This is a genomic window from Macrococcus lamae, from assembly GCF_004359545.1.
Classification (GTDB): Bacteria; Bacillota; Bacilli; order Staphylococcales; family Staphylococcaceae; genus Macrococcus; species Macrococcus lamae.
This window is the reverse complement of sequence record NZ_SCWB01000002.1, coordinates 45,909-71,883: the sequence shown is the minus strand read 5'-3', so window position 1 is coordinate 71,883 and position 25,975 is coordinate 45,909. Positions and strand designations below refer to the sequence as shown.

General features: G+C 38.7%; 30 protein-coding genes and 1 pseudogene. 11 read left to right on the top strand and 20 right to left on the bottom strand.

Going from position 1 to position 25,975, the window contains the following annotated elements:
- The first annotated feature begins 153 nt into the window (after positions 1-153).
- Positions 154-864 (top strand): molybdate ABC transporter substrate-binding protein, encoded by a 711-nt coding sequence (gene modA, locus ERX29_RS01900; RefSeq protein WP_133443103.1) that lies wholly within the window; start codon positions 154-156, stop codon positions 862-864.
- Positions 845-1,522, top strand: coding sequence for a molybdate ABC transporter permease subunit (modB, locus tag ERX29_RS01895; RefSeq protein WP_133442995.1), 678 nt, complete (start codon positions 845-847; stop codon positions 1,520-1,522). Before modA ends, modB begins: the two co-directional genes overlap by 20 nt.
- Before the next feature lie 38 nt (positions 1,523-1,560).
- Here the strand turns inward: modB and ERX29_RS01890 are convergent, their stop codons facing one another.
- Positions 1,561-2,445 (bottom strand): SDR family oxidoreductase, encoded by an 885-nt coding sequence (locus tag ERX29_RS01890; protein ID WP_133442994.1) that lies wholly within the window; start codon positions 2,443-2,445, stop codon positions 1,561-1,563.
- A gap of 178 nt (positions 2,446-2,623) precedes the next feature.
- Between ERX29_RS01890 and deoD the strand changes: the two genes are divergently transcribed.
- Entirely contained in the window at positions 2,624-3,340 is a 717-nt protein-coding gene (deoD, locus tag ERX29_RS01885) for a purine-nucleoside phosphorylase (protein ID WP_133442993.1), read from the top strand.
- A gap of 63 nt (positions 3,341-3,403) precedes the next feature.
- On the opposite strand, the gene ERX29_RS01880 is transcribed toward deoD, so the two are convergent.
- Positions 3,404-3,724, bottom strand: coding sequence for a PH domain-containing protein (locus tag ERX29_RS01880; protein WP_133442992.1), 321 nt, complete (start codon positions 3,722-3,724; stop codon positions 3,404-3,406).
- A 174-nt stretch (positions 3,725-3,898) separates the two neighbouring features.
- Here ERX29_RS01880 and ERX29_RS01875 point away from each other — a divergent pair, with 174 nt between their 5' ends.
- Together ERX29_RS01875 and ERX29_RS01870 are read left to right on the top strand one after the other, a co-directional pair.
- On the top strand, positions 3,899-4,504 hold the full coding sequence (locus tag ERX29_RS01875) for a DedA family protein (RefSeq protein WP_133442991.1): 606 nt from the start codon (positions 3,899-3,901) through the stop codon (positions 4,502-4,504).
- Between the two features lie 13 nt (positions 4,505-4,517).
- Positions 4,518-5,705: an NAD(P)/FAD-dependent oxidoreductase gene (locus tag ERX29_RS01870; RefSeq protein ID WP_133442990.1), complete on the top strand. Its 1,188-nt coding sequence runs from the start codon at positions 4,518-4,520 to the stop codon at positions 5,703-5,705.
- A gap of 75 nt (positions 5,706-5,780) precedes the next feature.
- On the opposite strand, the gene ERX29_RS01865 is transcribed toward ERX29_RS01870, so the two are convergent.
- Together ERX29_RS01865 and ERX29_RS01860 are read right to left on the bottom strand one after the other, a co-directional pair.
- Positions 5,781-7,781: a catalase gene (locus ERX29_RS01865; protein WP_133442989.1), complete on the bottom strand. Its 2,001-nt coding sequence runs from the start codon at positions 7,779-7,781 to the stop codon at positions 5,781-5,783.
- A gap of 147 nt (positions 7,782-7,928) precedes the next feature.
- Positions 7,929-8,345: an SRPBCC domain-containing protein gene (locus ERX29_RS01860; protein WP_133442988.1), complete on the bottom strand. Its 417-nt coding sequence runs from the start codon at positions 8,343-8,345 to the stop codon at positions 7,929-7,931.
- A 268-nt stretch (positions 8,346-8,613) separates the two neighbouring features.
- On the opposite strand from ERX29_RS01860, the gene ERX29_RS01855 reads away from it, so the two are divergent.
- Positions 8,614-9,396, top strand: coding sequence for a TerC family protein (locus ERX29_RS01855; RefSeq protein WP_133442987.1), 783 nt, complete (start codon positions 8,614-8,616; stop codon positions 9,394-9,396).
- 86 nt (positions 9,397-9,482) lie between these two features.
- On the opposite strand, the gene ERX29_RS01850 is transcribed toward ERX29_RS01855, so the two are convergent.
- A complete protein-coding gene (locus ERX29_RS01850; protein ID WP_133442986.1) occupies positions 9,483-9,812 on the bottom strand; it encodes a hypothetical protein in 330 nt (109 codons plus the stop codon).
- On the bottom strand, positions 9,805-10,605 hold the full coding sequence (locus tag ERX29_RS01845; protein WP_133442985.1) for a hypothetical protein: 801 nt from the start codon (positions 10,603-10,605) through the stop codon (positions 9,805-9,807). The genes ERX29_RS01850 and ERX29_RS01845 overlap by 8 nt, the downstream gene beginning before the upstream one ends.
- A 115-nt stretch (positions 10,606-10,720) precedes the next feature.
- Between ERX29_RS01845 and ERX29_RS01840 the strand changes: the two genes are divergently transcribed.
- Genes ERX29_RS01840 through ERX29_RS01830 form a run of 3 tightly spaced genes read left to right on the top strand, consistent with a single transcriptional unit; the run spans position 10,721 to position 12,599 of the window.
- Positions 10,721-11,332 carry a TetR/AcrR family transcriptional regulator gene (locus ERX29_RS01840; RefSeq protein ID WP_133442984.1) on the top strand — a complete coding sequence of 204 codons (612 nt, stop codon included), beginning with the start codon at positions 10,721-10,723 and terminating at the stop codon, positions 11,330-11,332.
- A gap of 5 nt (positions 11,333-11,337) precedes the next feature.
- Positions 11,338-12,231 (top strand): TIGR01777 family oxidoreductase, encoded by an 894-nt coding sequence (locus ERX29_RS01835; RefSeq protein ID WP_243719940.1) that lies wholly within the window; start codon positions 11,338-11,340, stop codon positions 12,229-12,231.
- Positions 12,228-12,599: a DUF1722 domain-containing protein gene (locus ERX29_RS01830; RefSeq protein ID WP_133442983.1), complete on the top strand. Its 372-nt coding sequence runs from the start codon at positions 12,228-12,230 to the stop codon at positions 12,597-12,599. The genes ERX29_RS01835 and ERX29_RS01830 overlap by 4 nt, the downstream gene beginning before the upstream one ends.
- Here ERX29_RS01830 and ERX29_RS10930 read toward each other — a convergent pair.
- From ERX29_RS10930 to ERX29_RS01810, 5 genes are all read right to left on the bottom strand, one after another.
- Positions 12,583-12,756, bottom strand: a complete 174-nt coding sequence (locus ERX29_RS10930) for a hypothetical protein (protein WP_165981031.1) — start codon at positions 12,754-12,756, stop codon at positions 12,583-12,585. The two genes, ERX29_RS01830 and ERX29_RS10930, sit on opposite strands and share 17 nt — an antisense overlap.
- 1 nt (position 12,757) lies before the next feature.
- Positions 12,758-13,438 (bottom strand): ABC transporter ATP-binding protein, encoded by a 681-nt coding sequence (locus tag ERX29_RS01825; protein ID WP_133442982.1) that lies wholly within the window; start codon positions 13,436-13,438, stop codon positions 12,758-12,760.
- Positions 13,439-13,448: 10 nt separating this feature from the next.
- Positions 13,449-14,498 carry an ABC transporter permease gene (locus ERX29_RS01820; protein ID WP_133442981.1) on the bottom strand — a complete coding sequence of 350 codons (1,050 nt, stop codon included), beginning with the start codon at positions 14,496-14,498 and terminating at the stop codon, positions 13,449-13,451.
- 26 nt (positions 14,499-14,524) lie between these two features.
- Positions 14,525-16,018 carry an FAD-dependent oxidoreductase gene (locus ERX29_RS01815; protein ID WP_165981030.1) on the bottom strand — a complete coding sequence of 498 codons (1,494 nt, stop codon included), beginning with the start codon at positions 16,016-16,018 and terminating at the stop codon, positions 14,525-14,527.
- A 124-nt stretch (positions 16,019-16,142) separates the two neighbouring features.
- The gene (locus ERX29_RS01810; RefSeq protein ID WP_133442979.1) at positions 16,143-16,424 is read right to left on the bottom strand and encodes a hypothetical protein; all 282 of its coding nucleotides are present in this window, start codon (positions 16,422-16,424) and stop codon (positions 16,143-16,145) included.
- A gap of 384 nt (positions 16,425-16,808) precedes the next feature.
- Between ERX29_RS01810 and ERX29_RS01805 the strand changes: the two genes are divergently transcribed.
- Positions 16,809-18,146, top strand: coding sequence for a sodium-dependent transporter (locus ERX29_RS01805; protein WP_133442978.1), 1,338 nt, complete (start codon positions 16,809-16,811; stop codon positions 18,144-18,146).
- Between the two features lie 64 nt (positions 18,147-18,210).
- Positions 18,211-19,038, top strand: coding sequence for a YitT family protein (locus ERX29_RS01800; RefSeq protein WP_133442977.1), 828 nt, complete (start codon positions 18,211-18,213; stop codon positions 19,036-19,038).
- Between the two features lie 123 nt (positions 19,039-19,161).
- Here ERX29_RS01800 and lepB read toward each other — a convergent pair whose 3' ends face one another.
- The 9 genes and pseudogenes from lepB to ERX29_RS01755 all read right to left on the bottom strand — a co-directional run bounded on the left by lepB (position 19,162) and on the right by ERX29_RS01755 (position 25,964).
- On the bottom strand, positions 19,162-19,740 hold the full coding sequence (gene lepB / locus ERX29_RS01795; protein ID WP_133442976.1) for a signal peptidase I: 579 nt from the start codon (positions 19,738-19,740) through the stop codon (positions 19,162-19,164).
- 73 nt (positions 19,741-19,813) lie between these two features.
- Positions 19,814-20,131, bottom strand: a pseudogene (locus tag ERX29_RS01790) (Na+/H+ antiporter subunit G); the annotation flags it as partial.
- Positions 20,109-20,393 carry a Na(+)/H(+) antiporter subunit F1 gene (locus ERX29_RS01785; protein ID WP_133442974.1) on the bottom strand — a complete coding sequence of 95 codons (285 nt, stop codon included), beginning with the start codon at positions 20,391-20,393 and terminating at the stop codon, positions 20,109-20,111. The gene ERX29_RS01785 and the pseudogene ERX29_RS01790, both read right to left, overlap by 23 nt.
- Complete coding sequence (locus tag ERX29_RS01780) at positions 20,390-20,875, bottom strand: Na+/H+ antiporter subunit E (protein WP_133442973.1); 486 nt, start codon at positions 20,873-20,875, stop codon at positions 20,390-20,392. Before ERX29_RS01780 ends, ERX29_RS01785 begins: the two co-directional genes overlap by 4 nt.
- Positions 20,875-22,326 (bottom strand): proton-conducting transporter transmembrane domain-containing protein, encoded by a 1,452-nt coding sequence (locus tag ERX29_RS01775; RefSeq protein WP_165981029.1) that lies wholly within the window; start codon positions 22,324-22,326, stop codon positions 20,875-20,877. Before ERX29_RS01775 ends, ERX29_RS01780 begins: the two co-directional genes overlap by 1 nt.
- Positions 22,319-22,651: a Na(+)/H(+) antiporter subunit C gene (locus ERX29_RS01770; RefSeq protein ID WP_133442971.1), complete on the bottom strand. Its 333-nt coding sequence runs from the start codon at positions 22,649-22,651 to the stop codon at positions 22,319-22,321. The genes ERX29_RS01775 and ERX29_RS01770 overlap by 8 nt, the downstream gene beginning before the upstream one ends.
- Positions 22,648-23,073 carry a monovalent cation/H+ antiporter subunit B gene (locus ERX29_RS01765; protein ID WP_133442970.1) on the bottom strand — a complete coding sequence of 142 codons (426 nt, stop codon included), beginning with the start codon at positions 23,071-23,073 and terminating at the stop codon, positions 22,648-22,650. The genes ERX29_RS01770 and ERX29_RS01765 overlap by 4 nt, the downstream gene beginning before the upstream one ends.
- Positions 23,060-25,411 carry a hydrogen gas-evolving membrane-bound hydrogenase subunit E gene (mbhE, locus tag ERX29_RS01760; RefSeq protein ID WP_133442969.1) on the bottom strand — a complete coding sequence of 784 codons (2,352 nt, stop codon included), beginning with the start codon at positions 25,409-25,411 and terminating at the stop codon, positions 23,060-23,062. The genes ERX29_RS01765 and mbhE overlap by 14 nt, the downstream gene beginning before the upstream one ends.
- 16 nt (positions 25,412-25,427) lie before the next feature.
- Positions 25,428-25,964, bottom strand: a complete 537-nt coding sequence (locus tag ERX29_RS01755; RefSeq protein ID WP_133442968.1) for a tyrosine-type recombinase/integrase — start codon at positions 25,962-25,964, stop codon at positions 25,428-25,430.
- Between the last annotated feature and the right edge of the window lie 11 nt (positions 25,965-25,975).

Here is a 25,975-nt window from a genome sequence, read left to right as displayed (position 1 = left end):
ATAAATTGTCACACTATTCATTAATAACCCATTTCCCTTTCATTAAACCCTTCTTCACCATAAAGAAGGAAGTTACCTGCTTTAATCAATGAAAATTTATTGTATACTGATACAAGAACAGGAGGGATTATTTTGAGACTTTTAATCGCTTTTATGTGCATTGTACTGCTTACAGGCTGCGATTCACAAAAGACAACCGTCACAGTTTCTGCTGCTGCCAGCTTGAAAGATGCGCTCGGTGATATTGAAAAGTATTACGAAAAATCTCATCCTAATATTGATATCGTTTATAACTTCGGCGCTTCGGGCACTCTCAGCAATCAAATAAAAGCAGGCGCCCCGGTAGATTTATTCTTCTCAGCTTCTGTAAAGGATATGAATAAACTGATTAAAAATAGTGATATCAGCAAAGAAAATACAGCATCACTCCTAAAAAACAGACTGGTCCTCATTTCTAAAAAGAAACACATCAGTCCTGTTCATCTAACGGATTCAAACATAAAAAGAATTGCTATTGGTACACCTGAAACAGTTCCAGCAGGCATATACGCAAAGTCTGCCATAAATAAGCTTCAGCTTTGGTCAAAGGTGAAAAATAAAATAATCTATACAAAAGATGTCCGTCAAGTGCTGACTTACGTTGAGTCAGGTAATGTGGATGCCGGCATCGTTTATTACACAGATGCTTTACCCACATCTTTAGAAACTTGTGCTATCAGTAATCAATTGCATGAACCAATCACTTATCCGTTAGGAATAGTGAGTTCCGCAAAAGATTTGAAAGCAACACAAGATTTCTACCATTATCTGCAAAATAATCAATCAAAAAAGGTGTATAGAAGTTATGGATTTACTGTTGAGTGATACTTTCTTATCACCTGTCATTCTCTCATTGAAAGTGGCAGGTACCGCTACTGTAATCAGTTTTATTATCGGAAGCATCCTTGCCTTTTTGCTGAACAAGAAGACATTTCCGGGGAAATCCATTATTGAGACAACCATCATGCTGCCGATGGTACTGCCGCCTACTGTAGTCGGATTTATACTATTGTTTCTACTTGGACGAGATGGCGTAATAGGTCTGCTGATTTATCAATTATTACATACAACAATACTATTCAGTATTTACGGGGCTGTTATTGCATCAACTGTCGTCGCTATCCCGTTAATGTATCAGTCACTCAAAATTGGCATTGACAACGTGAGCAGCGAAGTGATTGATGCAGCCCAAATGGATGGTGCCAGCAACTTCAACATTTACAAATCGATTATAGTTCCACTATCAAAAAATGCCCTTGTTACCGGTATTTTATTTTCATTCGCCAGAGCACTCGGTGAGTTCGGTGCCACATTAATTGTTGCCGGTAATATTCCGGGAATTACTCAGACGTTACCTACTGCAATATATGTCGCGATAGAAAATAATGAACTGCTGCTCGCGGGCAGCTGGGTCGGCATCATGATTCTGCTGTCGTTTGTGCTCATGCTCGTCATACAGATCATTAGAAAAAAGGACAAATAAAAAAGGCTGGACTATAGTGTCTCAGCCTTGTCCGTATATCAATTGATCTCAACGCCACCTGTTACACCATATACTTGACCAGTAACATAACTTGCATTGTCTGATGCCAGGAATACATAGACATCAGATAATTCAACCGGCTGTCCTGCACGCTGTAAAGTGACTTTCTGGCCAAATTCAGGGATTTTTTCCTGTGGCTGTCCACCTGAAATCTGCAGCGCCGTCCAGATCGGTCCAGGAGCTATTGAGTTAACACGAATTCCCTGTTCCCCCAACTGAGAAGCCAGAGATTTTGTAATAGACACTATTGCTGTTTTTGTTGCTGCATAATCCAGTAAGTTTTTACTTGGATTATAAGCCTGTACAGACGAAGTGGTAATGATAGATGCTCCTTTTTCAAGATGCGGAAGCGCAGCTTGCACAGTCCATACTAATGAGAATACATTAGTTTCGAATGTTGAACGTAATTGATGAGTAGATAAATCTTCTACTTTTTCTACAGCTGTCTGCTCACCGGCAACGCTGCATAAAATATCGATTCCTCCTAGTTCTTCGACGGCTGTTTCTACCATTTCCTTATTGAATTCTTCATTCCGCAGATCTCCGGGAATTAATACAGCTTTCTGCCCAGCCGCTTCGATGACAGCTTTCACTTCCTGTGCATCCGCTTCTTCTACAGGAAGGTAATTGATAGCGACATCTGCCCCTTCTTTAGCATAAGCAATAGCTGCAGCACGTCCGATACCGGAATCTCCTCCTGTCACTAGCGCACGTTTCCCTTTTAATTTACCTGTTCCTGTATATGATTCCTCGCCGCAGTCTGGTATGGGTTTCATTTTCTGTTGTAATCCTGGTGCTTCCTGTTCCTGTTTCTCGAATTTACCTGGATAATATGCATTTAACGGATCTTGATTGTTACTCATGATCGATCACTCCAATTTTAATATGATTTCTTTACTCTAGTAGTTATTGCACCAATTCAAGTTTTTAAACATAAGCACATTGTCTCGTCTGCTAACGAGTTCATCTTTTTTTGTAATCTCATACATAGTTATATATACTAAGATTGAAATGATAAATATTAACTAAAGGAGAATCATTATGACTCAGTCTACACCTCACATAAAGCCTGAAAATAATCCAATCGCAGAAACTATTTTATTACCTGGTGACCCACTGCGCGCAAAATTCATTGCAGACACTTACTTAGAAGACGTTGTCCAGTTCAACGAAGTACGCAATATGTTCGGTTACACAGGAACTTATAAAGGTAAACGTATTTCTGTCATGGGAACAGGTATGGGCATACCGTCAATCGGCATTTACTCTTATGAGCTGATTCATACATTCGGCGTCAAAAATTTAATCCGTGTCGGTTCATGCGGTGCGATGCAGGAAGGCATCAATGTCTATGACGTGATTATTGCTCAAGGTGCTTCTACTGATTCTAATTATGTGGCACAATACGGATTACCTGGTCACTTTGCACCGATTGCTGACTACAGCCTGCTTGCTCGTGCCAAACAATTAGCAGACGAAAAAGGGGTACCTAATCACGTGGGTAACGTCCTTTCATCAGACATCTTCTACAATGCAAACGCGCAGGCAACTGACAAATGGCGTTCAATGGGCATTCTTGCAGTTGAGATGGAATCTGCAGGTCTTTATATGAATGCAGCATATGCCGGCGGCGATGTAAGAGCACTCGGTATTTTCACAGTAAGCGATCATTTACTGACACACGAAGAAACAACACCAGAAGAACGTCAGACTTCATTCACTAAAATGATGGAAATCGCGCTTGAAATTGTTGAATAGAATTTTGTGAAAAATGAGAAACAGCCTTTAAATGACATCTTGTCATTTGAAGGCTGTTTTATTTTATTTAATATGTTCATTAACAAAGTCGGCGAATACTTGTGCTGTTCCATTACCGATGTCTCTCATCTTGATTTTACCGATTGAAAATTCAACGATTACCGCATCATCTTCTACCTCAACACCTTTGATTTCATCATAACTCATCACACGCTGGTAAGGCTGACCGTTCATATCGACGATCATGAAGAAACGTTTATTGGTCGGCATATATTCTCCAGTAAATTCCGTCTGGTCTCCCATCTGAAATTCTATCGTTCCTACTACGCCTGGCCCTCTTTTTTCTGATGGGCTTAACTCATTCTCATTGAATAATTCTGACATGACTGACTCCTCCTTTTATTATCAATATTTATACCCTCTCCTAAAAAATTATAGCAAACTCGGTCTGTCATCTTAAACTTTAATAAATAACAGCTATAATAATTTAATAATCTATGCGGATTACATTAAGATTTAGGGTAGATATACTATAAAATTATTAAAAGGAGTTATGATATGCAGCAGTGGATTATGCACATTATGGAACAATTCGGTTATTTCGGTGTGTTTCTATTGATTCTGCTTGAAAATGTCTTTCCCCCTATTCCATCTGAAGTTATTCTGACATTCGGTGGATTCATGGTGACGAAATCTGATTCTCTCTCTTATATTGGCATGCTTGCTGCTTCAACACTCGGAGCTCTTGCGGGTGCCATCATACTATACTATGTGGGAAAAGTTTTAGGCTTACATCGCATCGAACGTCTCGTCGATAAATATGGCAGAATTTTACGTCTTAAAAAAGAAGATGTTCATCAATCCAATAACTGGTTTTCTAAATATGGAGGTGTCGCTGTTTTTCTATGCCGCTTCATCCCTGTAGTACGCAGTCTCATTTCCATTCCTGCAGGTTTAAATCACATGAATTTGTTATCATTCATCATTTATACGACACTTGGTACTCTTATATGGAACGGTGTACTGATTTATTTAGGTGTTAAACTTGGTGAAAACTGGCAGCAAGTGCTTCATGTATTTGATACTTACTCCAATGTTCTATATATCACTACCGGCATTGCTATTATTGGCGGAATCATCTATTTAAGAAAACGAAAAGCATAGAGGAGGAAACACTATGAAACAGCATTATAAAGTGATTATATTAGGCGGCGGTTCAGGTGGTATTTCCGTTGCAGCCAGGTTACTGAAGAAATCACGTTTGAAAAACAAATTACTTATTGTCGACCATGCAGATTACCACGCTTATCAACCTGCATGGCCACTAGTTGGCAGCGGCGCTGACCGTAAAGAACATAGCCGTAAAAAGATGCAGCGCGTCGTTCCAAATGGCGCAATATTGACGCAACAGAAAGTGACAGGTATTCAACCTCTCGAAAAGATTATCACACTTGATCATAATTTAAGAGTGACTTATGACTATTTAGTGATCGCACTCGGTATTCAGCAGGACTATGACAAAATTGAAGGCCTGACAGAAACACTCGGTAAAAATCACGTCAGCACTAACTATCTATACGACTATGTCGATTACACATATGAGTCACTGCAGCAAGTAACAGATGGCAATGTCATCGTTACTAAACCAAACACACCGATTAAAGGCGGTGTCGCTCCTGAAAATTCGCTTTTTACATTTAAGGATTTCTTTAAGCAGCATGACAGAACTCAAATTAATCTTATGCTGAAGTCCGGCAATCACACGCTCTTCCCAGTAGAGAAATATCGTCAGAAACTGGAGGAACTGCTGACTAAAAAGCATATTAGTTATGATTTGAACGAAGAGCTGGTCAAAGTTGACGGACCTCGTCAAACAGCGGCCTTCTTCAATTATAAGACCGGTGTCAGAAACGAAGTCCCGTTCTCCATGCTGCTAGTCACTCCACCGATGAGCGCACCGGACATCATTAAACAATCAACCCTTGTTGATGAAGCAGGGTGGCTCGACGTCAATCCATATACATTGCAGCATGTCAGACATCAGAATATTTTTGGCATTGGTGACTGCACGAATCTGCCGACTGTGAAAATGGGAGCCGCTGTAAGAAAACAAGCGCCTGTCCTTGCCAAAAATTTAGTGTCACAGATGAAAGGAAGAAAACTAAAAGCGCGTTATAACGGAATGACCGCCTGCCCGATTGCTACTGAATATGGTGAGGCGATCATGGCTGAATTTGGTTATGATCTCCAGCCAAAAGAATCTATGCCGATCGATCAGGCAAAAACAAGCCACTTCCTCTATTTCGTGAAAAAGAAAATGATTCCACTCATGTACTGGCAAGGCATGCTGAAAGGAAGAAGTTAACATAATGTTAAAAGACCTGAGATAGAATTTCAAAATTCTATCTCAGGTCTTTTGTTTTAATATTTTATCTACGAATTAAAGTACACGGTCCCAATGTCGCTGAACGACTAATAAGTTCAAATATGATTCTGCAGTGCTGACTTCGATAATGCCCGGCTGATCTTTCTTTACGGATGTCGTGTCAATCAGCGGTGCTACTCTGCTGCTGTAACCAACTGTCTTATAATGACGGTTTGCGGCTTCAATAAAATCTTTTAACGGCGGCGCAAGTGGTGCTTCTGCATCGAGCACTAATAGACCATCAAATAACGTTGAATGGACTGTATCAAATGTCTCTGTTACCTTGAGACCTTCAGATAGTTTGACGGGTCGATTCGCTATTAATTTGTAGTTCACTTTATGAGCTGCAAAATCTTTGATTAATGTCTCTACTTCTACAACGTCTGAATTTTCAGTGACCACTACTGCTACTGATAATGTATCTAACTTCTTAACTGTATTTTCCATGCTGACTGCTGGAGATGCTTTATCTGTTTTCACTTCTTCATCAGCAGCTGGCACTTCTGCGCCTACTCGTAGCGCTACTTCTTCAGCCAGCTTCTTATCTACTTTGTTCAAATTGTTGACTGCATTCTGTTTGACGAAGTCGAGTTTACACTTGCCGATTTCAAAGCTGAAGCCATCTGTTAAATGCTTCCGTTCTGCTTCGGTCAAACTATTCAAAAACATCTTCGCTTGAGAATAGAAGTCTTTAAAACTTTCACTTCGAGCTCGCACTTTATGCGCATCAATGCGTTCATGATAGCTTTCAAATCCACCGTCTTCAACTGGTGTTGTATGTGGATTATTATTGTTGATACCATTTCTATGATAGCTTGTCATCCCTTTATGAATCTGGTGCTGATGAAGCCCGTCACGCTGGTTATTTGCAAATGGACAGACCGGCGCATTGATCGGAATCTGATGGAAGTTCGGACCGCCTAAACGCAGAATCTGAGTATCCGTGTAAGAAAACAGACGACCTTGCAGCAATGGGTCATTACTGAAATCAATACCAGGCACAATGTGAGCCGGGCTGAACATGACCTGCTCAGTTTCAGCAAAGACATTATCAACATTACGATTTAACGTCATTTTACCGACGATCTTTACAGGCACTTCTTCTTCCGGCCAGATTTTAGTCGGATCCAGAATATCAAAATCAAAGTTAAACTCATCTTCTTCCGATAAAATCTGAAGACCTAGCTCCCATTCAGGATAGTCTCCTTTTTCTATTGATTCATATAAATCTTCACGGTTGAAGTCGATATTTTTACCTGCGATAATCTGCGCTTCGTCCCAGACAAGTGAATGTGTGCCGAGCTTCGGTTTCCAGTGGAATTTAACAAAATGGGACTTTCCTTCTTTATTGACCAGACGGAATGTATGCACACCGAATCCTTCCATTGTCCGGAAGCTCTTAGGAAGTGCACGGTCGCTCATCGTCCACATGGTCATATGAGTCGATTCCGGGTTCTGTGCAAAGAAATCCCAGTAAGTATCGTGCGCTGTTCCTGCCTGCGGAATTTCATTATGCGGTTCAGGTTTAACAGCGTGAACTAAATCAGGAAATTTAATCGCATCTTGAATGAAGAATACTGGAATATTATTCCCGACCAAATCATAGTTTCCTTCTTCAGTATAGAATTTTGTTGCAAATCCACGCACATCCCGTACTGTTTCAGGAGAACCTTTCGATCCTGCCACGGTAGAAAAACGAACAAACACCGGTGTTTTCTTAGAGGTGTCATTTAAAAACTTAGCTTTAGTATATTGTTCAAGTGGTTCATATAATTCAAATTCGCCATGAGCTCCGTATCCACGTGCATGAACAATTCTTTCAGGAATACGTTCATGGTCAAAGTGCGTCATCTTTTCTCTGAAGTGAAAGTCTTCCAGCAAAGTCGGACCACGGTCACCTGCTTTTAAAGAAAATTCATCTTCTGCCATCTTAAGCCCTTGATTTGTAGTCAGTGCCGCTTCTTGTGTAGTGTCAACTGTTACTGATTCTAACTGTTTATCTTTTTCATTAGCCATTAGTAAAGTTCCCCTTGTCATTTTATTTTCTTATACTGCTTTATGGTCATTCCATAACAGAAACAAATGTCATTCACATTCAAATTTTACCCATTAAGCCTGATAAGAAACATAGATAAGGCAGCAACTTTCTCTTCACCCTGTATATTATTTTGATAAATGTCCTTTTAAATCTGTAACGCCGTGCTCTATATATGCTTTTAAGCAACTAAGCATATACACCCAGCCCTCTTTTTGGTCCATCAGACGTGCCGCATCATCCGGTAAACCTAATTCTGTAATATCAACTCGAGTGACATCTGTCATTTCGATGAACTCTATTACTACTCGGTTTCCGTTGCCGCCAGCCGGCCATTCAAATTCTATCAAGCGGTTACTTTGCAGCTGAACAATATCTATATCAAACGCAGCAGCATACTCCGGATAAGTCACGTGAACGGTTTTCCCCTCTGCCCATTGCTCACTGCTATTAAACCAGAAGTTACTGATTCTATCCGGGTTTATCAGTGCCTCGTATAGAGTTTGAGAAGAAGCGTGTATCGTCATTTTTGTAGTTAAATCCATAGTAAGTTCTCCTTTGGTTTTGAACGTATTGGTTTTTATAGCTCGTATTAATTTAATTACCTTAGTACTTATGTTACAATAAGTTTAAATGAATACCTAAGACTTATGTCGAAGGGGAGTAGCTCATAAGGTGCCCACCTTGTATAATTCCGTCATTACGAAGTTCATGCTTCCGGAATTGTAGAACTTACGTTTAGCGAGACCTTTGCCAATTCTATTTGGCATGGGTCTTTTTTATTCATAAATTTCTAATTAAAGGAGGATTCTTATGGATCCGAGTATCATTATATCCTATGCATGGGTTATTTTAGTTTTAGTTTTACTGGAAGGTTTACTTGCAGCAGATAATGCTATCGTTATGGCAGTGATGGTCAAGCATCTGCCTGAAGACCAGCGTAAACGAGCATTGTTCTACGGCTTGGTCGGGGCTTTTGTTTTCCGTCTAGCTTCTCTTTTCATGATCACATTGCTGGTCCACATCTGGCAAGTACAGGCGTTAGGCGCTGCTTACCTGTTATTTATGTCTGCTAAAAACTTATATGTGTACTTTAAGAAAAAAAGCCATCCGGATGATGTTCATACACCTGATATCGCTGAAGAAAAAGCTGAGAAAAACGGCAGTGGCTTCTGGATGACCGTGCTGAAGGTTGAACTCGCAGATATCGCCTTCGCTATTGATTCAATGCTGGCTGCCATTGCAATTGCTGTTACACTTCCTGAGATAGGTGGTCAAATCGGCGGAATCAATGCCGGGCAGTTTGCTGTCATGTTTGTTGGCGGTATGCTCGGCGTGATTTTAATGAGATTTGCAGCTAATTACTTTGTTAAAGTCCTTGAACAATATCCGGGTCTTGAAGCAGCTGCGTTCGCTATTGTCGGCTGGATAGGAATTAAATTGGTCGTGCTTGTACTGGCTCACGATAAAATCCATATCCTTCCTCATGCCTTCCCTCATTCATGGCAGTGGCAAGTAATTTTCTGGGCAGTGCTGCTTGCGATACTTGCAGTCGGAATCTTCACAAGTAGACGTAGTAAAGTAAAAAAATCTTAAAAACTAATTGTTAGTTAATCAAATAATGACAAACAAAGCCGAATGAAGTGTTATACTTCATCCGGCTTTGTTTGGAATTTCTTTAGTCATTTTAACGTTACAAAATATTGTTCTGATTCATCATCATATATTATGTCAATAGCTGCAATCTGCTGGTCTAACGGAACTGGGGTTATCGGCTGCTTTGAATCAGTCATAATAAGTGCTCTTGTAAAAGGATAATCATCTTCAAATGACAACTGATAACTTGCATTCGGCTCACTTAACACTCGCTGTATCGGCTGAATGATTTCCGTTTCTATCAGTGAAGAATTCTGAACCTGCGGATCTAAATATCGATTAAAGTCATGCCTGTCTCCTGCGAGACATGCCTGAACTACATCGTTTACTATTTTTTCCAACTTATTTCTATTCATTTCTCATTTCCTCCTGCTCTTTTAATTTACGTTCATATGAGATTCGGTACATGAAATGTCTAAGTTGCAGTATTTCATCACTTTCAAGTGGCTTTAAATGACTGCCTATTTGCAAAACATCGAAATAAGGCACTCCTTCTTCAATGCGTTCTTTAAGATGAATAGAACCAATTTGATGTATTTTTCCATTACGTCTAATACACTCAATTGATGCTGGTACATCATAGCGTTCTGCATATAGCACAATTTTGTCTGCGGTAAACTTCACATGGAATCTTACAAAATCTCCTTGCTCTGTTTTAAAATAATGCAGGTTATTATATTTTCTGAATTTACGATATGTTATGAGAGGAAAATGGATTAAAAATTTACCCAAGTGATGATTAAAGTTTTCAGTCTTAAGAATTTTTCTCCAGAGATTTATTTTAACCTGCCAGTCAGAAGGTTCTTTAAGTGCGACTGCATATGTTCCGATGCTTACCATTGAATCAGCTTTGATCCATGGAAAGTAAGGAAATGTTACGAATACAAGATCAACCGGGGTCCCATTACCTGCTAAATGAATTGACAGACCTTTGATAGAAACACTCCATGCCGGATATTTTGTACTTGGCGGTGCATCTGATAGCCTTACCACTCCTTCAGTCATATGTCCAAGCAGTCTTCTACCTTCATCGTTAAGATTTACTTCTGATCTATAATTTATGCCGCGTGCATGCGCTCGTTTCTTCCCTTTATCTGTGACGCCAAGTTTCTCAATTGACCGAATTACTTTAAATGCCTGGTTTTTCATTAAGCAGTCCTCCCTGTTAATGATTTATACCCGATAAATAAACAAAACACTTCATTTACAAAATGTTTTATTATTTCCAATATTAAAGGTAAAATTTAATTAGTAATAGTTGAATATGAGAGCGACAGAAAGGAAGCAACTGATGGCATTGAACAATAAACCTTTTCATAAAACAAAACAGCATCTTATCGATGTCATGAATGACATGCTCCGACATGCCACTATTGAAGATATTACGATAAAAGCACTCGTCCAGGAGGCCGATGTGACACGTTCTACCTTTTATACATATTACTCAGATAAGTATGCTTTATTCGAAGATTTAATTGCACAATGTAACAGACAGATTTACTTTGCCCTTAGATATGTTCCTGCTCATTTTTCTTCATTAGAAGTCAGAAAGCGAATATATGATAATACATGGCAAGTACTGACTACTATTTACAGCTATAAACATATCTTCTCTCAGATCAATCCTGAAATTCGTGTCAAAATACTAGAACAGGAGATTCATTCATTTAAACCGCTGTTGGTTCAGCAGTTTAAATATTTGAAAGTAAATGCTTCAGTGGATGCTGACATCTTAGCCACTTTCTATCTTTCAGGTATCATCTCTACATATAACTTATGGATAGCAAATAATTTCAGTATGCCTATCGAAGAACTATGTGAACAAGTCACTGATTTAACAATGACTATTTATTCTGGATACATAGATAAGGAGTAATTCATATGATTAAAACAGCAGTAATTTCCGGAGGCAGCGGTTTAGTAGGCAAAGCACTGACTAAAAAACTGATTGCTGACGATTTCCATGTCGTTATACTTTCACGGTCTTATCACGACAACGAAGAGAACATTTCCTATATCAACTGGGATAAAGAGGGATGGGAACAGCAGATGCCAAAAGCTGATCTGCTTATTAATTTAGCAGGTGCTTCCTTAAACAAGCGCTGGACTAAAGAATATAAAAAGGAAATTTTAAAAAGCCGTTTAGGTTCTACTAAAAAACTGCGTTATTACCTCGAGCAGTCAGGTGATAAGCCATACTTTGTTAATGCCAGCGCTGTCGGCTACTATCCTACAACTAAACATCTGACATTTACGGAGAGAGATGTTTTTACGCCTCATAATTTTCTGTCAGAAGTTGTCTGTCGGTGGGAAAATGAGACGAATGCCATCAAAGAAATGGGTATTGAAGTTGCCTGCTGTCGATTTGGTGTCATTCTGTCAAATGAAGGCGGTGCACTCCCTGTCATGGCGAAACCGTATCAGTTTGGTATCGGTGGTAATATAGCTGACGGCAGACAAGTACTGTCATGGATTCACATTGACGATTTAACTAAAGCCGTACTCTACATTTATGAACATCGGTTAACAGGTATATTTAATTTCACTGCACCAGTTCCTGCGACTCAAAGCGATTTTGGCCGTGCATTAGGCAAAGCGATTCACCGTCCTCATTGGACAGCAGTCCCGAGGCCAGTGATGAACGCAGTTCTTGGCGATCAGGCAGTCATGGTGACTGAAGGACAGCGCGTATTACCGGAAAGATTGCTGACAGAAGGATTTACATTTGATTATCCAGAAATTCAGTCTGCACTGAATGAGATTTATTCGAAATGACAACTGAACGTCAGCAGCTGGAAAAATATTGGCGCGAAGAAAAGTATTTAGTCATGTATCATAGCCAGACCAGTTACGAAGCTATAAGAGCTTTATTGAAAGGTCAGCCAAGCTATGCAGCACTTGACAACTTGATTAATCAGGCAAAAGCGGTGACTCCGACTACTGGTTCGAAAATCAATGCTTATCAACATATATGGGGTTATTTCAAGAAGCGAGCGACAGCTGAAGAAAAAGAACGCACGTTTATGCTTCTCGAACAGCTTGATACAGCAGAATCAGAGCTCACGCAGCATCTATATATGCTGGCAGAAAAATATACTGTCCAATATTTACTGGACAGCACGTTGTTTAAAGATAACGCTTGATCAATTCTTCTACTTCATGTTTCCAGAAGAAGCGGTCGAGCTTGTTTTTGTGGACGACTTGGATAAGATCGTTTGTCAGCCAGAGCGATAATATATGCGGAGGTACACCCATCTCATATATTTCACTCGCTGTGACAAATGCTTCCCGGTGTGACATATTAATTCCTTTCTTTATCTAATAAATTAAGATAACCATCTTTCATTTCATACACTTTATCAAAATATTGAGTCAATCTCGTATCATGAGTTACGACAATAGCTGCTTTATCCATGGATTTCACTTCACGTCGAATTAATTCGATGACAGCAAATGCTTTTTCACTGTCAAGACTTGCTGTTGGTTCGTCAGCTAAGATAAGAGAAGGATTTGTATAGATAGCTTTTAATATTGCGACACGTTGGCGCTGACCGCCGGACAATTCGCTCGGATATTGGTTCATTACGTCATGAAGACCCAGCGTATTAAGTTTTTCATTAAGTTCCGCCTTAGATAAATGATTACTGTTGACTTTGTCCAGCAGCTTCAGCTGATCTTTTACTTTAAGAAATGGAACTAAGTTTGAAGCTTGAAGAATAAAGCCAATTTCTTTCAGACGTGTTTTAGAGCGCTTATTTTCATTAAAGCTCTCTGTACTTGTTTGATTGATGACCACTTCTCCCGTACTGGGACTTTGCAGTAACCCTGCAATTGTCAGGAAAGTACTCTTTCCAGAGCCGGAAGGCCCAATGACAGCAACCATTTCTCCCCGCTGCAGATAGAAATCCGTCGGTTTCAGCGCTTCGACGTATGTATTACCTTTGCCGAAACTTCGGCTGACACCTTGCAACTCTAATACCATTTTATCCCTCCTAGCCGATCTGTTTCAACGGATCTACTTTTCTTACCGAATTGATGGAGAATAATCCTCCGATGAGAGCAGTAATAATAAGTGTGATGCCGTATATAGCAATCATTTTCCAATCAAACATAATCGGTACCACCGGCGGCAGAAATGAAGCAGTCAGCACTGTGAGACCGAGCGCAAACAATACAGCAATAACTGCCAGTATCAATGTCTGGAATAGTACAGAACGTGCAAGAAATGCATTGCTGATGCCCTGGGCTTTCAACAAACCATATATCGGAGCTTTCTGTATAGTGATGACATAGAGAAAGATCCCGATAATAAATGCAGAAATCGCAAATAGGAAATAGCTCATGAAGTCGAGCGTCAATTTCTGCTCTGTATAACCTGGTAATTTCTTGATAAATGATTCTGTTCCAACAACTTGAAGATCATCGTCCAGTGCTACATTCATATAATTGGAATCTTTGACGACAAATGCATTCACTTTGTCCTTCGTACGATTATTAGTTAACATATCAACTGTTTTGCCACTGCCATAAAGTATAGGTGCCGCATTATATTTAGAACGGTCAGTAAAACCTGTAATGGTCAGTGTGTCATCTGTTCCCGCCAGATCAAGTGTATCTCCTACTTTATAGCCTTTTTCTTTCAGTGTATCGTCAGCTACCACATCAAAGGTATCTATGAACATATCGCCTTCTATGATATTAGGTTTTAAAAATTCATCCTTACTAATGCCAAACAGCAGTGCATTCTGCTTAACATCACCTTTTGAGACAATGACAGCAGTATTTTTTATTCCTGCTTTCTTGTTGAATTCTCCATCTATCTCATCAGCAGCAATCATCGATTGGGCAAGGTTTTGATTGGATTCTTCAGTAATGACAATGGCATCACCATTCCATTTATCCAAGGCTTCCCGGTTCATATTCATCAGACCATTGGATAGTCCTGATACAAGAAAAAGTAAGTAGCCTACCAGTACAAGTACACCGATAATTAAACTGAATTTAAGTTTGTTATATATTACTTCTTTCCAGGCAAGAAACATTCTATGCCTCCTTCCTGTAATCTATACTACTGCTGAGTCAAATCAGTAGAGGCTGGTCCATGCAGGACTTTGCCGTCACAATCGAATCTTGAACCATGGCAGGCACAATCCCATGTTTTTTCACCGTTATTAAAGCTAAGGACACATCCCATATGAGTGCAGAATGGACTGACCGCATGTTCTGTTCCTTCGTCATCTTTATAAACTGCTTCAAATTTTCCATCTGTCAAGAAAATTCCTGCTTCATCTGTATGGAGCGCATCTCGGTCTGTCCGGTAATCTTTGACTGCCTTTGTCTGTCCTTTTATAGCACTGAAGGCTTTCTTAGCTGTTGCTTTTATCTGACTGCTCAGTGTGTCTATACGACTTGGTTTCAACAATTCTTCATATTTATTAGATTGACCCATCAGCAAATCCCGGAGCACCAGACTACCAACACCAGCAGTAGCCATGCCGAATTTATTAAATCCGGTGATGACAAAAATACGGTCATCATTTTTGCTGTAACGGCCAATTAACGGCATTTTGTCAGCTGTCATCATATCCTGGGCAGACCATTTATCTTCAATGTGATCGACGTTAAACAGTGCTTTTGCGTCATAAGCAAGACGTTCATAACCGACTTCAACATCATCCTTTGCACCCGTCACATGATTTTCGCCGCCTACTAGTAACCCCAGTCCATCTTCAGTAATATAGTGTCTTAGTGAACGTTCAGGAATGTCTGCCACTTGAAACATGGCATAGGGAATCGGCGTATGATCTTTGACTGCCACAATATAAGACCTTTCTATTTCAAGGTGAAAGAGTAAGTTATGCTTAATATTTACAATTGGGTAATGTGTTGCACAAATCAATTGATTAAATGATACTTCCTGACCACTTTCTGTTTCAACTGTATTACCATCAATTTTCTTTACCATCGTCTCTTCAAAAAAGGTGACGCCGAGATCCACACAGACTTCAACCATGCCGGCTAAAAATTTTAAAGGGTGGAACTGCGCCTGATCATACATTTCAAGACCCATCGTCGTTTCAAATGGAAGTCCCATATCTTTTTCATGAAGATCGCCATTAATACCTAATTTTTGATATGCCTCGTATTCTTTTCTGATTTTCTTTTCACTTTCGCCGATAGTGACTTGAATACTAGATAACGTTTCCATGTCACAATCTATATTATACTCATCAGCAAGATTTCTTATGACATTTATACCATCTGTCTGTGCTTCATAATAAAGTCGTGCTTCTTCTTCACTACGCTGTTTAATAAAGTTCTGATACAGTAAATGATGCTGGGCAGTAATTTTAGCTGTAGTACCAGCAGTAGTTCCCTGTGACAAGTGCCGACCTTCCAGCACTGTCACTTCTCGTCCTGCTTTAGCAAGCTGATAAGCGGCTAGAATGCTTGCAATACCCCCGCCGATAATAAGTACATCTGTTTGTAAATCCTGAGTGAGCTGCGGAAACTGGTTAAATTGTGATGATTTTGTCCAATACGATATATTTTCTTTTTTCACGTTCATTCCCCCTCAAGTATATTCTTTTAGTATATACCCTTATTACGGTAAGTCACCCGGCTAAAATAAAAAAAGTACCCCAGCATTAATTTTCATTCTCACTTTTGGGGGTACAACAAAGTCATTAATTAAATTGGTTGTTTGACACATGCTGATTTAATGCGGCACTACCATAAAACGTCAGACCTAGTTCATATATATAGCGTTCATTATTTTTTAAAGTATTATGATAAGAAAGATAGCATTTATCTGTTAAATGTTCAAAATGAAAAATAAAAACTTCTTCTGAAACATCTGAAAATTGATTGACGGTTAGATTTTGTAATTGTTCCAATGACAATTGATTGGTTTTGTGAAGATTGACCGTCTGGAGAATAAAAAGCAGCAGTTCTCTATTCAATTCCATAATTACACCTCACTTGTATGTTTTTAAAAACATTTTAATGAATTATACATACATTCTGTAATTTTATCAACTAATTTCAAACTGATATACATTAAATAATAATATCCTTGACGAAAATTTTCATTATTGCTAATATGAAAACAATTCTAACAAAAGAGGTAGAGACCAATGATTAAGTCATTATACACTCAACTCAATAAAGGTTGGCAGCTGTCATAATGCTTATATTTATGCTCGTCATAGATATAAGTCATCTATGACGGCTTCTTGATCTTGTGAGGCCGGAAGTATTAGTTGCCCGGTCTTTTTTGTATCTAAATTGACCCGGCATTTAATGTCCGGGTCTTTTTTGTTTGAATAATCATTTAGAAAAGAGGCAGGACAATGGAAACACAATCACAATGGGGTTCAAAGTTAGGATTCATTCTTGCAAGTGCAGGGTCAGCAATCGGACTCGGAGCAATGTGGAAATTCCCGTATGTCATGGCAGATAACGGTGGTGCTGCCTTCTTAGTTATCTTTATCCTCTTCACGATGCTGATCGGGTTTCCATTACTCCTATCAGAATTCGTCATCGGTCGTCACAGTAAGACTTACAGTACGAGAAGTTTTGGTCATTTGACAGGGAACCGTGTACATAATTTAATCGGTCATCTCGGCAACATAGGTGTTTTTATTTTACTTAGCTTTTACAGCGTCATCGGCGGCTGGATATTGATCTACATCATTCGTACTTTATTCGCTCTAGTGACCGGCGGAAAGCAGCAGGATTATGAAGGCGTATTCGGCAGCTTGATCAGTAATCCGCTCTACGCTTTAGGTGGACAGGCGCTCTTTATCGGATTAACCGCTCTGATTGTCGCTAAAGGGATACAAAATGGTATTGAACGTGCTTCAAAAATAATGATGCCTTTGTTATTTGTGGCCTTCATCATTGTCATTATTCGTTCATTGACTTTAGAACATGCCATGACAGGCGTCAGTTACTTTCTAAAACCGGATTTTTCAAAGCTATCAGCAGACAGTATATTGTTTGCACTGGGTCAGTCATTCTTTTCCTTATCAGTAGGTTTCGGTGGTATGCTGACTTATGCATCTTACCTTGATAAGAAAACAGATCTGACTCAGTCAGGACTTTCTGTTGTTCTGCTCAATATTTTAATAACTATCCTAGCGGGGCTTGCTATATTTCCGGCAACTGCCTCACTCGGAATAGAAGCTGCACAAGGACCGGGGCTATTGTTCATCGTGCTGCCTTACGTCTTTGATCAGCTGCCACTTGGACAACTATTCTATTTAATTTTTTTACTGCTATTTTTCTTTGCGACCATTACTTCATCCATATCGCTGCTTGAAATCAATGTATCGAATGCAACGAAGAATGATAACAATAAACGCGTCAAAGCTGTCATATTACTGTCAATCGGTGTTTTTGCATTAGGTATTCCATCTGCTTTATCATCTGGTCTGCTCAGCAACACAAAGTTTCTAGCGGGTACATTCTTTGATAATATGGATTACCTAGTTTCAAATATCATGCTGCCCCTCGGTGCTTTCCTGTTCTCCATTTTTACTGGATACTTACTTGATCGACAAATAGCGCATAGTGAACTAGTGACGAAGCCTTATCAGGAGCCGCTGTTTAAAATTTGGATTTTTCTATTGAAATTTATTATACCTTTAGTCATTATCGGTGTATTTCTATCACTGATTCTTAAATAAATTGTCAGAAATCTAAAAGCTACAACTCTTGGTATAATATAAGAAAACAGTTGAGGTAACTTTGATGAATTCAGTCGTACTTAAATACATTATCACGGTCGCAGGCTCACTTATCATCGCTATCAGCTTTAATATGTTCCTCCTGCCCCACGGTGTATTAAGCAGCGGTATCAGTGGTCTTGCACTGCTGTTCCATATCCTTTTCAAAGTCGATACAGGATTACTTAACATATTGTTAAATCTGCCACTTCTTATACTAGGTTATATGAAACTACAGAAATCGATGATGCGGAATACTATTTTCTGCGTCATTATGGTATCAGTCTTTCTATCGCTTGTCCCCGTTGTTCAAGTATCTGATAACCCTCTGCTTGATGTCGTCTTTGGTGGCATGCTGCTAGGTGTAGGTATTGGAATCATCTTGAAATTTTCAGGAACGACCGGTGGTATGGATATTATCGCTATTATTATTTCACAGCGCAGCAACGTGCCGATCGGCTTAATATTAACTTTGCTGAACGGTATCATCGTCTTAAGTTCAGGTTATTTCTTCGACTGGGGCATTGCTTTACTGACTTTACTGTCTATTTTCATATCAGGCAAAGCAATTGATACGATTTACACCTCTCATATTAAATTAACAGTCAATATTGTCACAACACAAGGAGAAGCGATTAAAGACGCATTGATTGAAAATATTTACCGGGGTATGACTTTGATGGATGCACAGGGCGGCTACTCCAATGAACCAAGACAAGTCATCATGATGGTATTAACCCGGTATGAACTAAAAGACGTGATTCAAATCTGTAAGAATATAGACCCTGACTGTTTCATCAATGTCTATGAAACAACTGAAGTGCATGGTAACTTCGCACATAATCATTTATAAAATAAACAGCAGGGAAACATCACAGAAATATGATGAATAGAAATTCTTTTAAAATTCAAGAGCTTTAAACATTAACTTCAATCTTCGATATTTGATAGAAGGTTGAGATTTGTTTAAAGCTCTTTATTTTTCAATATTGCTCAGTTGATCAGCTTCAAAATTCGTTTTTATTTCTCTAAAAGGATAATAACGAAGTACCACTTTACCTACGATTTGTTCTTCATTTACAAATCCAAATTCTTCACTATCAAAACTATTCAATCTATTATCACCAAGTACAAATATTTTTCCTTCGGGAACAGCTTTAGCTTTTGTACTTTCCAAAGTTTCAATATTAAAATCAGGCGTTAAATTCTCAAACATTTTACTTTTCTTGTTTTCTTCTAAATAATTTTCCTCAACTGGCTGGTCATTTATATAAAGAATATCATTTTTATAGGAGATTTTATCTCCAGCCTGACCAATGACCCGTTTAATATAGTCATGTTTCTTATCATGATGAAGTACGATGACATCTCCACGCTTTATATGACCTAACTCTTTAGAAATTTTACTCACAACGACCCTATCATCATTTCTAAAAGTCGGATCCATTGATTCTCCTTTGACATTATAGGAAATACCTAAAAATTGTCTGATAACAATGATGAGAATCATTGCCACTATGATAGCAACGAACCATTCTCTGAGCTCTTTTTTCATGATCTATCCCCTTATTTCAAAATTTATTAAAATGATCATTGATTTACGAATTCAAATCTTCTATTTTCCTCTTATCTCCCTTTACATAAACTTCTACACCTGAGTGATACGCGGCTCTAGTAATGAGATGACCGGCAACCGGGCTGGTCAAATATAGAAAGGCAATTCCGAGAATCAATCTGACGCTGAAGTAATTATCATTGACTAAAAAGTAGATAAGCACTCCGGATAATGTCAGCAGTACACCTAAAGTAGAATTTTTTGTTGCTGCGTGGCTTCGCGTATAGACGTCTTTAAATCGCACTAGTCCTATAGCGCTGATCAGTGCCATAATGCTGCCAAGCAGTATAATCAATGCTGCAATTAAATTAACGATGTCGTTTACGTTCAAAGATCACACCTCTTTCTATAAACCGTGATGTTGCAATCGTGCTGATAAATGCAAGAACTCCTATAATGAGAATCGCCTCTAAGTAACTCTTCGTACCATATATTACACTCATTATTGCGACAGATGACATTATAATTACACCTATTGTATCAAAAGCAACAACCCGGTCAGGAAGTGATGGTCCTTTAATCATCCTAAATAATGCAAGGCACATTGCAACTCCGTATATAACTAGTGCGACTTTAATAATTATCATAATCATGTGTATGCAACCTCCAATATGAGACGCTCGTAATTTCTGATCGATTTAACAAGTTTTTGATTTTCAAGAGAATCCTGATTCAGTGCGTGGATGAGCAGTTTAGAATTATCTTCTGAAATTCTAAGAACGACTGACCCTGGCGTCAAAATAATGAGGAGCGTCAATATAGTAACCTGCCAATTTTCTTTCAATTCTGTTTCATAAGTGACAAGACCAGGATGAATATCTCCTGAATTGAAAAGAATATAACGACTGGTCGTCAAGCTCGATGTAATCAGCTCATAATTAAATAGCGCGAACAGCTTAACTATCACCCAGAATTTATATAAATAAAACTTACCACCAAAAAACTGATGAATGAAAAATACGATGATAAGTCCTATTAGATAGCCCCTCAGGAAAGTAGACCAATAAAAACGGTCCTGATCTCCAAACAACGTCCAAAGTATCGCAATAAGAATATTAAGAAGAAATTGGGCCATTACTTTTTGCCTCCTGACATCATAGTATCTGTATATATATCATTATCAATGGTTTGGACCAATTCTATTAATGGGTTTGCAAAGAAGGATATACAAAGTGAAAGTATTAGTAATGATATCATAGCAACATACTGATGAGTATGTATCTTGTCAACAGCTTTATCAGCAGATGGCTCTCCTAAAAATACTTTAATGAACATTCTAAGCAATGTGTATAAACTTATGATGCTCGTGACGATCATAATCATCGTACTAATGTAAAGACCGCTCATAAGACCTGCCTGTACTATCATTAACTTCCCAGGAAATCCTCCAAATGGCGGTACACCTCCAATGGTTAATGTAACGATGAAGAATAAAATACCGAGTACAGGAAATGACTTGATCAATCCTTTATTTTCTTTGATCTTCTTTACATGCAGCTGATGAATGATAGTTCCTGCAACGAGAAAGAGCAGCGCCTTGATCAACATATCATTAAGCAGATACAGGACTGCACCGCTTAATCCGGTGTCACTATCAGTAGCAAGACCGAATATGATAATACCAATGGATAATATAATCTGATAACAGATCATATATTTTATATCGCGATATGCCAGTACTCCAATACAGCCGATGATCATAGTAATAATACTCATATAGAGAATTAATTGATGCGTCACTGCTGAATGCACAGAAAAGATGACCGTAAAAATTCTGAGCAATGCATAAACTCCGACTTTAGTCAGCAGTGCTGAAAAAATCGCTGAATTTTCTGTTGATAAAACAGCATATGACTTGGGCAGCCACATGAAAAGCAGCAAAGCTGATTTCAAACTGAAGACCAAAAGATACAGTAAAGCAATGATGATCGCATAATCAGTCATGCCGACACTTGCAACCCGCTCAGATAACTGTGCGAAATTAAGAGTACCGTACGTCCGGTAAGTCAGCCCTATAGCAATCAGAAAAACCCAAGAACCGACAATATTAATAACAACATAGGGAATACTTGCTTTCAACTGGACCGTTCTATTACCAATCGCCAGCAGAACAAATGAAGCAAGCAGCATGACTTCAAACTGGACGAATAAATTAAATATATCTGAAGTCAAAAATGAGCCATTAACACCGACCAGCAAAAATAAAATAAATGGTAGTTTCACATTTTCCTGGAGAGGTCTGTGATAGCCATAGAGCAGAACAAGGGCAGTTACAAGAAGACTGATTGAAGATAAAGACAGACTCAGTACATCTCCTGCAAATTGAATACCGTAAGGCGGTTTCCATCCACCGAAATTGATAACCAGCGTACCATTAACTGCCGAATAGTATGTTAAGTAAAGTGACAGGATACTTGAAATCGTTAAAACTATAATAGTGATTAACCGTTGGTAATGCGGATAAATGAAGAGTATAATTCCGGTCAGCAATGGAACGATAAGTGGTATGAGCAATAAATTATTCATCATCATACCCCCCTAATGCATCAATATGATTGTCATTCGTTTTTCTATACATCCGGTAAACAAGCACAAGTAAAAATGCTGTAATGGCAAAGCTGATAACAATGGCGGTTAGAATGAGTGCTTGCGGCAGTGCATCCACGTATTCTTTACCATTACCAATAATCGGGACATCTTTGCCGGCACGGCTCATTGACAACAGAAACAAATTGGCAGCATGACTAATGATGCTTGTCCCTATGACAATTCTTATAAGGTTCTTGGACAACATGAGATAAACACCGACAAATGTAATCATCCCTACTACAATAATAATTAATCCGTTCAATCTACATCACCACTAATCGTTAATAATATCGTCATAACAACCCCAAGTACTGTCAGCAGAATACCAAATTCAAATAGCGTGACGGTTGACAAGTGAAAATCACCAAGTAAAGAAACATTGAAGTGCCCGTCATACTGCGTTAAAAAGTCATCTCCATAGAATAGAGGAATAAATAAGGTAGTGATGGAGATCAAGCTGCCAAAAATGACTAATAAGTTAAAGTTAAAGGGCAGTGCCTCTTTAATCCGCTCGGCATCAAACGTCAGAAACATTAATATAAATCCTGACGCAAACACAAGACCACCGATAAATCCTCCGCCAGGTTCATTATGACCGTTGAAGAAAATATAAAAACCAAATGTCAGAATGATGACAATGACGACTTTTGATATGGTTTCCAGCAGCACATCATTTTCTCTCAAGTTCTCTTCCTCCTCTTTTTGGCCGTCTAATCAAAGTAAATATGCCGAGCCCTGTTATCAATAGAACGACTCCTTCAAGCAGCGTATCGAACGCTCTGAAATCTCCGAGAATCGCATTGACGATGTTTTTTCCGCCTGCTAGTTCATAAGCATTTTCGTAATATTTTGAGATAGATTCAAACAGTTCGTAATCACCTGACATAAGCAATAATGTCATGACAAGTATACTGACCCCTGCCGCAATCGATATACTGACTATTTTATTCAAACGACTTTTCCGTTCTGCTTCGAGATCCGGCAGATGATAAAAACATGTAAGGAACAATACTGTGGTGATAGTCTCAATAACAAGCTGTGTCAATGCAAGATCTGGCGCATGCATGTAAATATAAATCACTGACACACCATAACCCACTGCACCGGTTAATATAGTCGCAGTCATTCGAGATTGTACGAATATCAGTGCACATAGCGCTGCTACAATAAATAGCGTCAGAATAATGCTGTATAAAGATGGCCACTGCCATTCAAATATAGTAAATTCATTAATCAGCACATATAATGTAAGCGGCAGAGTAATGATTAAAATAACGGCGAACAAAATCATTAAATAATGATTAAGACGGTCAGACATTATTCTTTTAATCACTAAATGACTGACAGCATCCCCTCGCAGCAAAGTTTCTCTGTAAAAAACATTTAACAATATTTCTTTACGTTTCGGATAGATTTTTTTGTATAAATTTGTCATAAACAGCAAAGTACCGATGATAAAGACAGTGAGTGTCATCCAGAGCGGCAGATTAAAACCATGCCATGCTGATATCGGTTTTATCATCCCTTCAGTGTCATAGCTGAGAATAGAATTTATAGCGGGAGTGATTAGATGCTTCAACACAACGTTTGGAATAAAGAACAACATGATGACAAGTATGCTTAAGATTAGAGGAGCGACTGTTAAATTTCTGGCTTCTCCATCAACTTCCCTGATATGACGTTCACCAAAAAAAGTGCGAGCAATCATGACAATGCTGTATAGAAATGTTCCTATACTTGCAATAACACCTAATGCAATTAACAACCAAGCATAGGGCATGCCGTCTGTTCTCGAATCACTTAATACTGTAAAGAATAATTCCTTACTTAAAAATCCATTAAGAAGCGGTATGCCTGCCATTGATGCTGCTGCTATCGTCATGACTATAAATGTGATTGGCAGTACTTTTCTCAATCCGCCAAGTTTGTTCAAATCACGTGTATGAGCTGCATGATCTACAATGCCAGTTCCCATAAATAAAGCTGCTTTGAACACCGCATGGTTAATGATGTGCAGCAAACAAGCTGTCAACGAGAGTACAACGAGTTCATGATGAAGCGACTCTTTAACATCAAATGATGCCAGACCAATCATCGAAACAATCATACCGAGCTGGCTGATCGTTGAATATGCAAGTAATCCTTTTAAGTCAGTCTGTCTGACTGCAAAGATACTGCCGACAAGCATTGTTATTAAACCGTTGAGTATCAGCACCCATTGAAAAAGTGGTTCGCCGCTGAATATAGGAAGAAAACGCAGCAGCAAATAAATACCCGCTTTGACCATCGTAGCCGAATGCAGAAAAGCACTTACAGGTGTCGGTGCTTCCATAGCATCAGGAAGCCATATATGAAAAGGGAACTGAGCAGATTTTGTAAGTGCACCAAGCAGAATCATAACCATTGCGAAGTAGAATAAGTTTCCTTTGACAATATGTCCGCTTAAGCGAATGAGCTCATCAATCTGATTGGTACCTGTCAACACATAAAGGGCAATAAACCCGAGGAGCATCATCATGCCACCAAATACGGTAATCAAAAAGGACTTTAATGCGCCTTCCCGGGATTTATCTTTCTTGTACCAGAAACTGATGAGTAGAAATGATGAAATACTTGTCATTTCCCAGAAAATATAAAGGATAATTGTATTGTTGGCTAAAACGACACCATACATCGCTAACATAAAAAGCATCAAAAATGAATAAAATCGAGGTAAGTTTTCTTTTTTGGACATATAAAAGATAGAATAAAAAATGACTAGTAGTCCGATGACTGAAATTAAAGTGAAAAAGATAAGGCTAAGTCCATCCAGTCGGAACGACCAGTTGATGTCAAGCTTTGATATCCATGTGACATGAGAATTGAACTCGACTTTTGATCCTATAGCATAAATAGCTAATAGTGTTCCAATAAGCGGATAAATAAGAGCAATGAAACCTGTATGCAATGAATGAATGTAATCTTTTAATAGCCAGAATGCGGGTATAATAAGCAGGCCGAGCAGTAAAAATAAAATGAGCATAAGTCACGTCCTTACTTCATAGATTTAACCGTAGTTCTCCTGTAGTCGGAGGTTCTATTTCAATAAATTTATATGTATCATATTTAGACTGATGTCCCAGTAAATTTTGAAGAGCATAAATATCCATGTGGTGCATGTAGGCATGAAAAGCAAATGTCTTTTTTAATGACTGAATACCGATATGAGTATCAATTTGAAGAGCTGTGACAGCTTCATGTATAATCCGGTAAACCTGCTGTCTTGTCAATGGCTGCTTTGTCTTGATTGATTGAAAGAGGTAATCATCCGGGCTGAGATGCTGCTTCTGTATAAAACCTAAAAGATCATTACAAATATAATCCGGAAGAGATATTTCGTAATTCTGCACATGAAACGTCTTCAATTGTTCGTTCCTAACAACATCCTTTACCCGTAACGTGACAATTTCATTTAATTTAAACGGCAAATTGATGCTGATAACAAAAAATAAATAATCCCGACAATTTGACTGTAGAAAATATGATTTCAACGAATCAATCACTTTCTGATCTTTAATCGGACTTACACTTAACATTTATTCGCCTC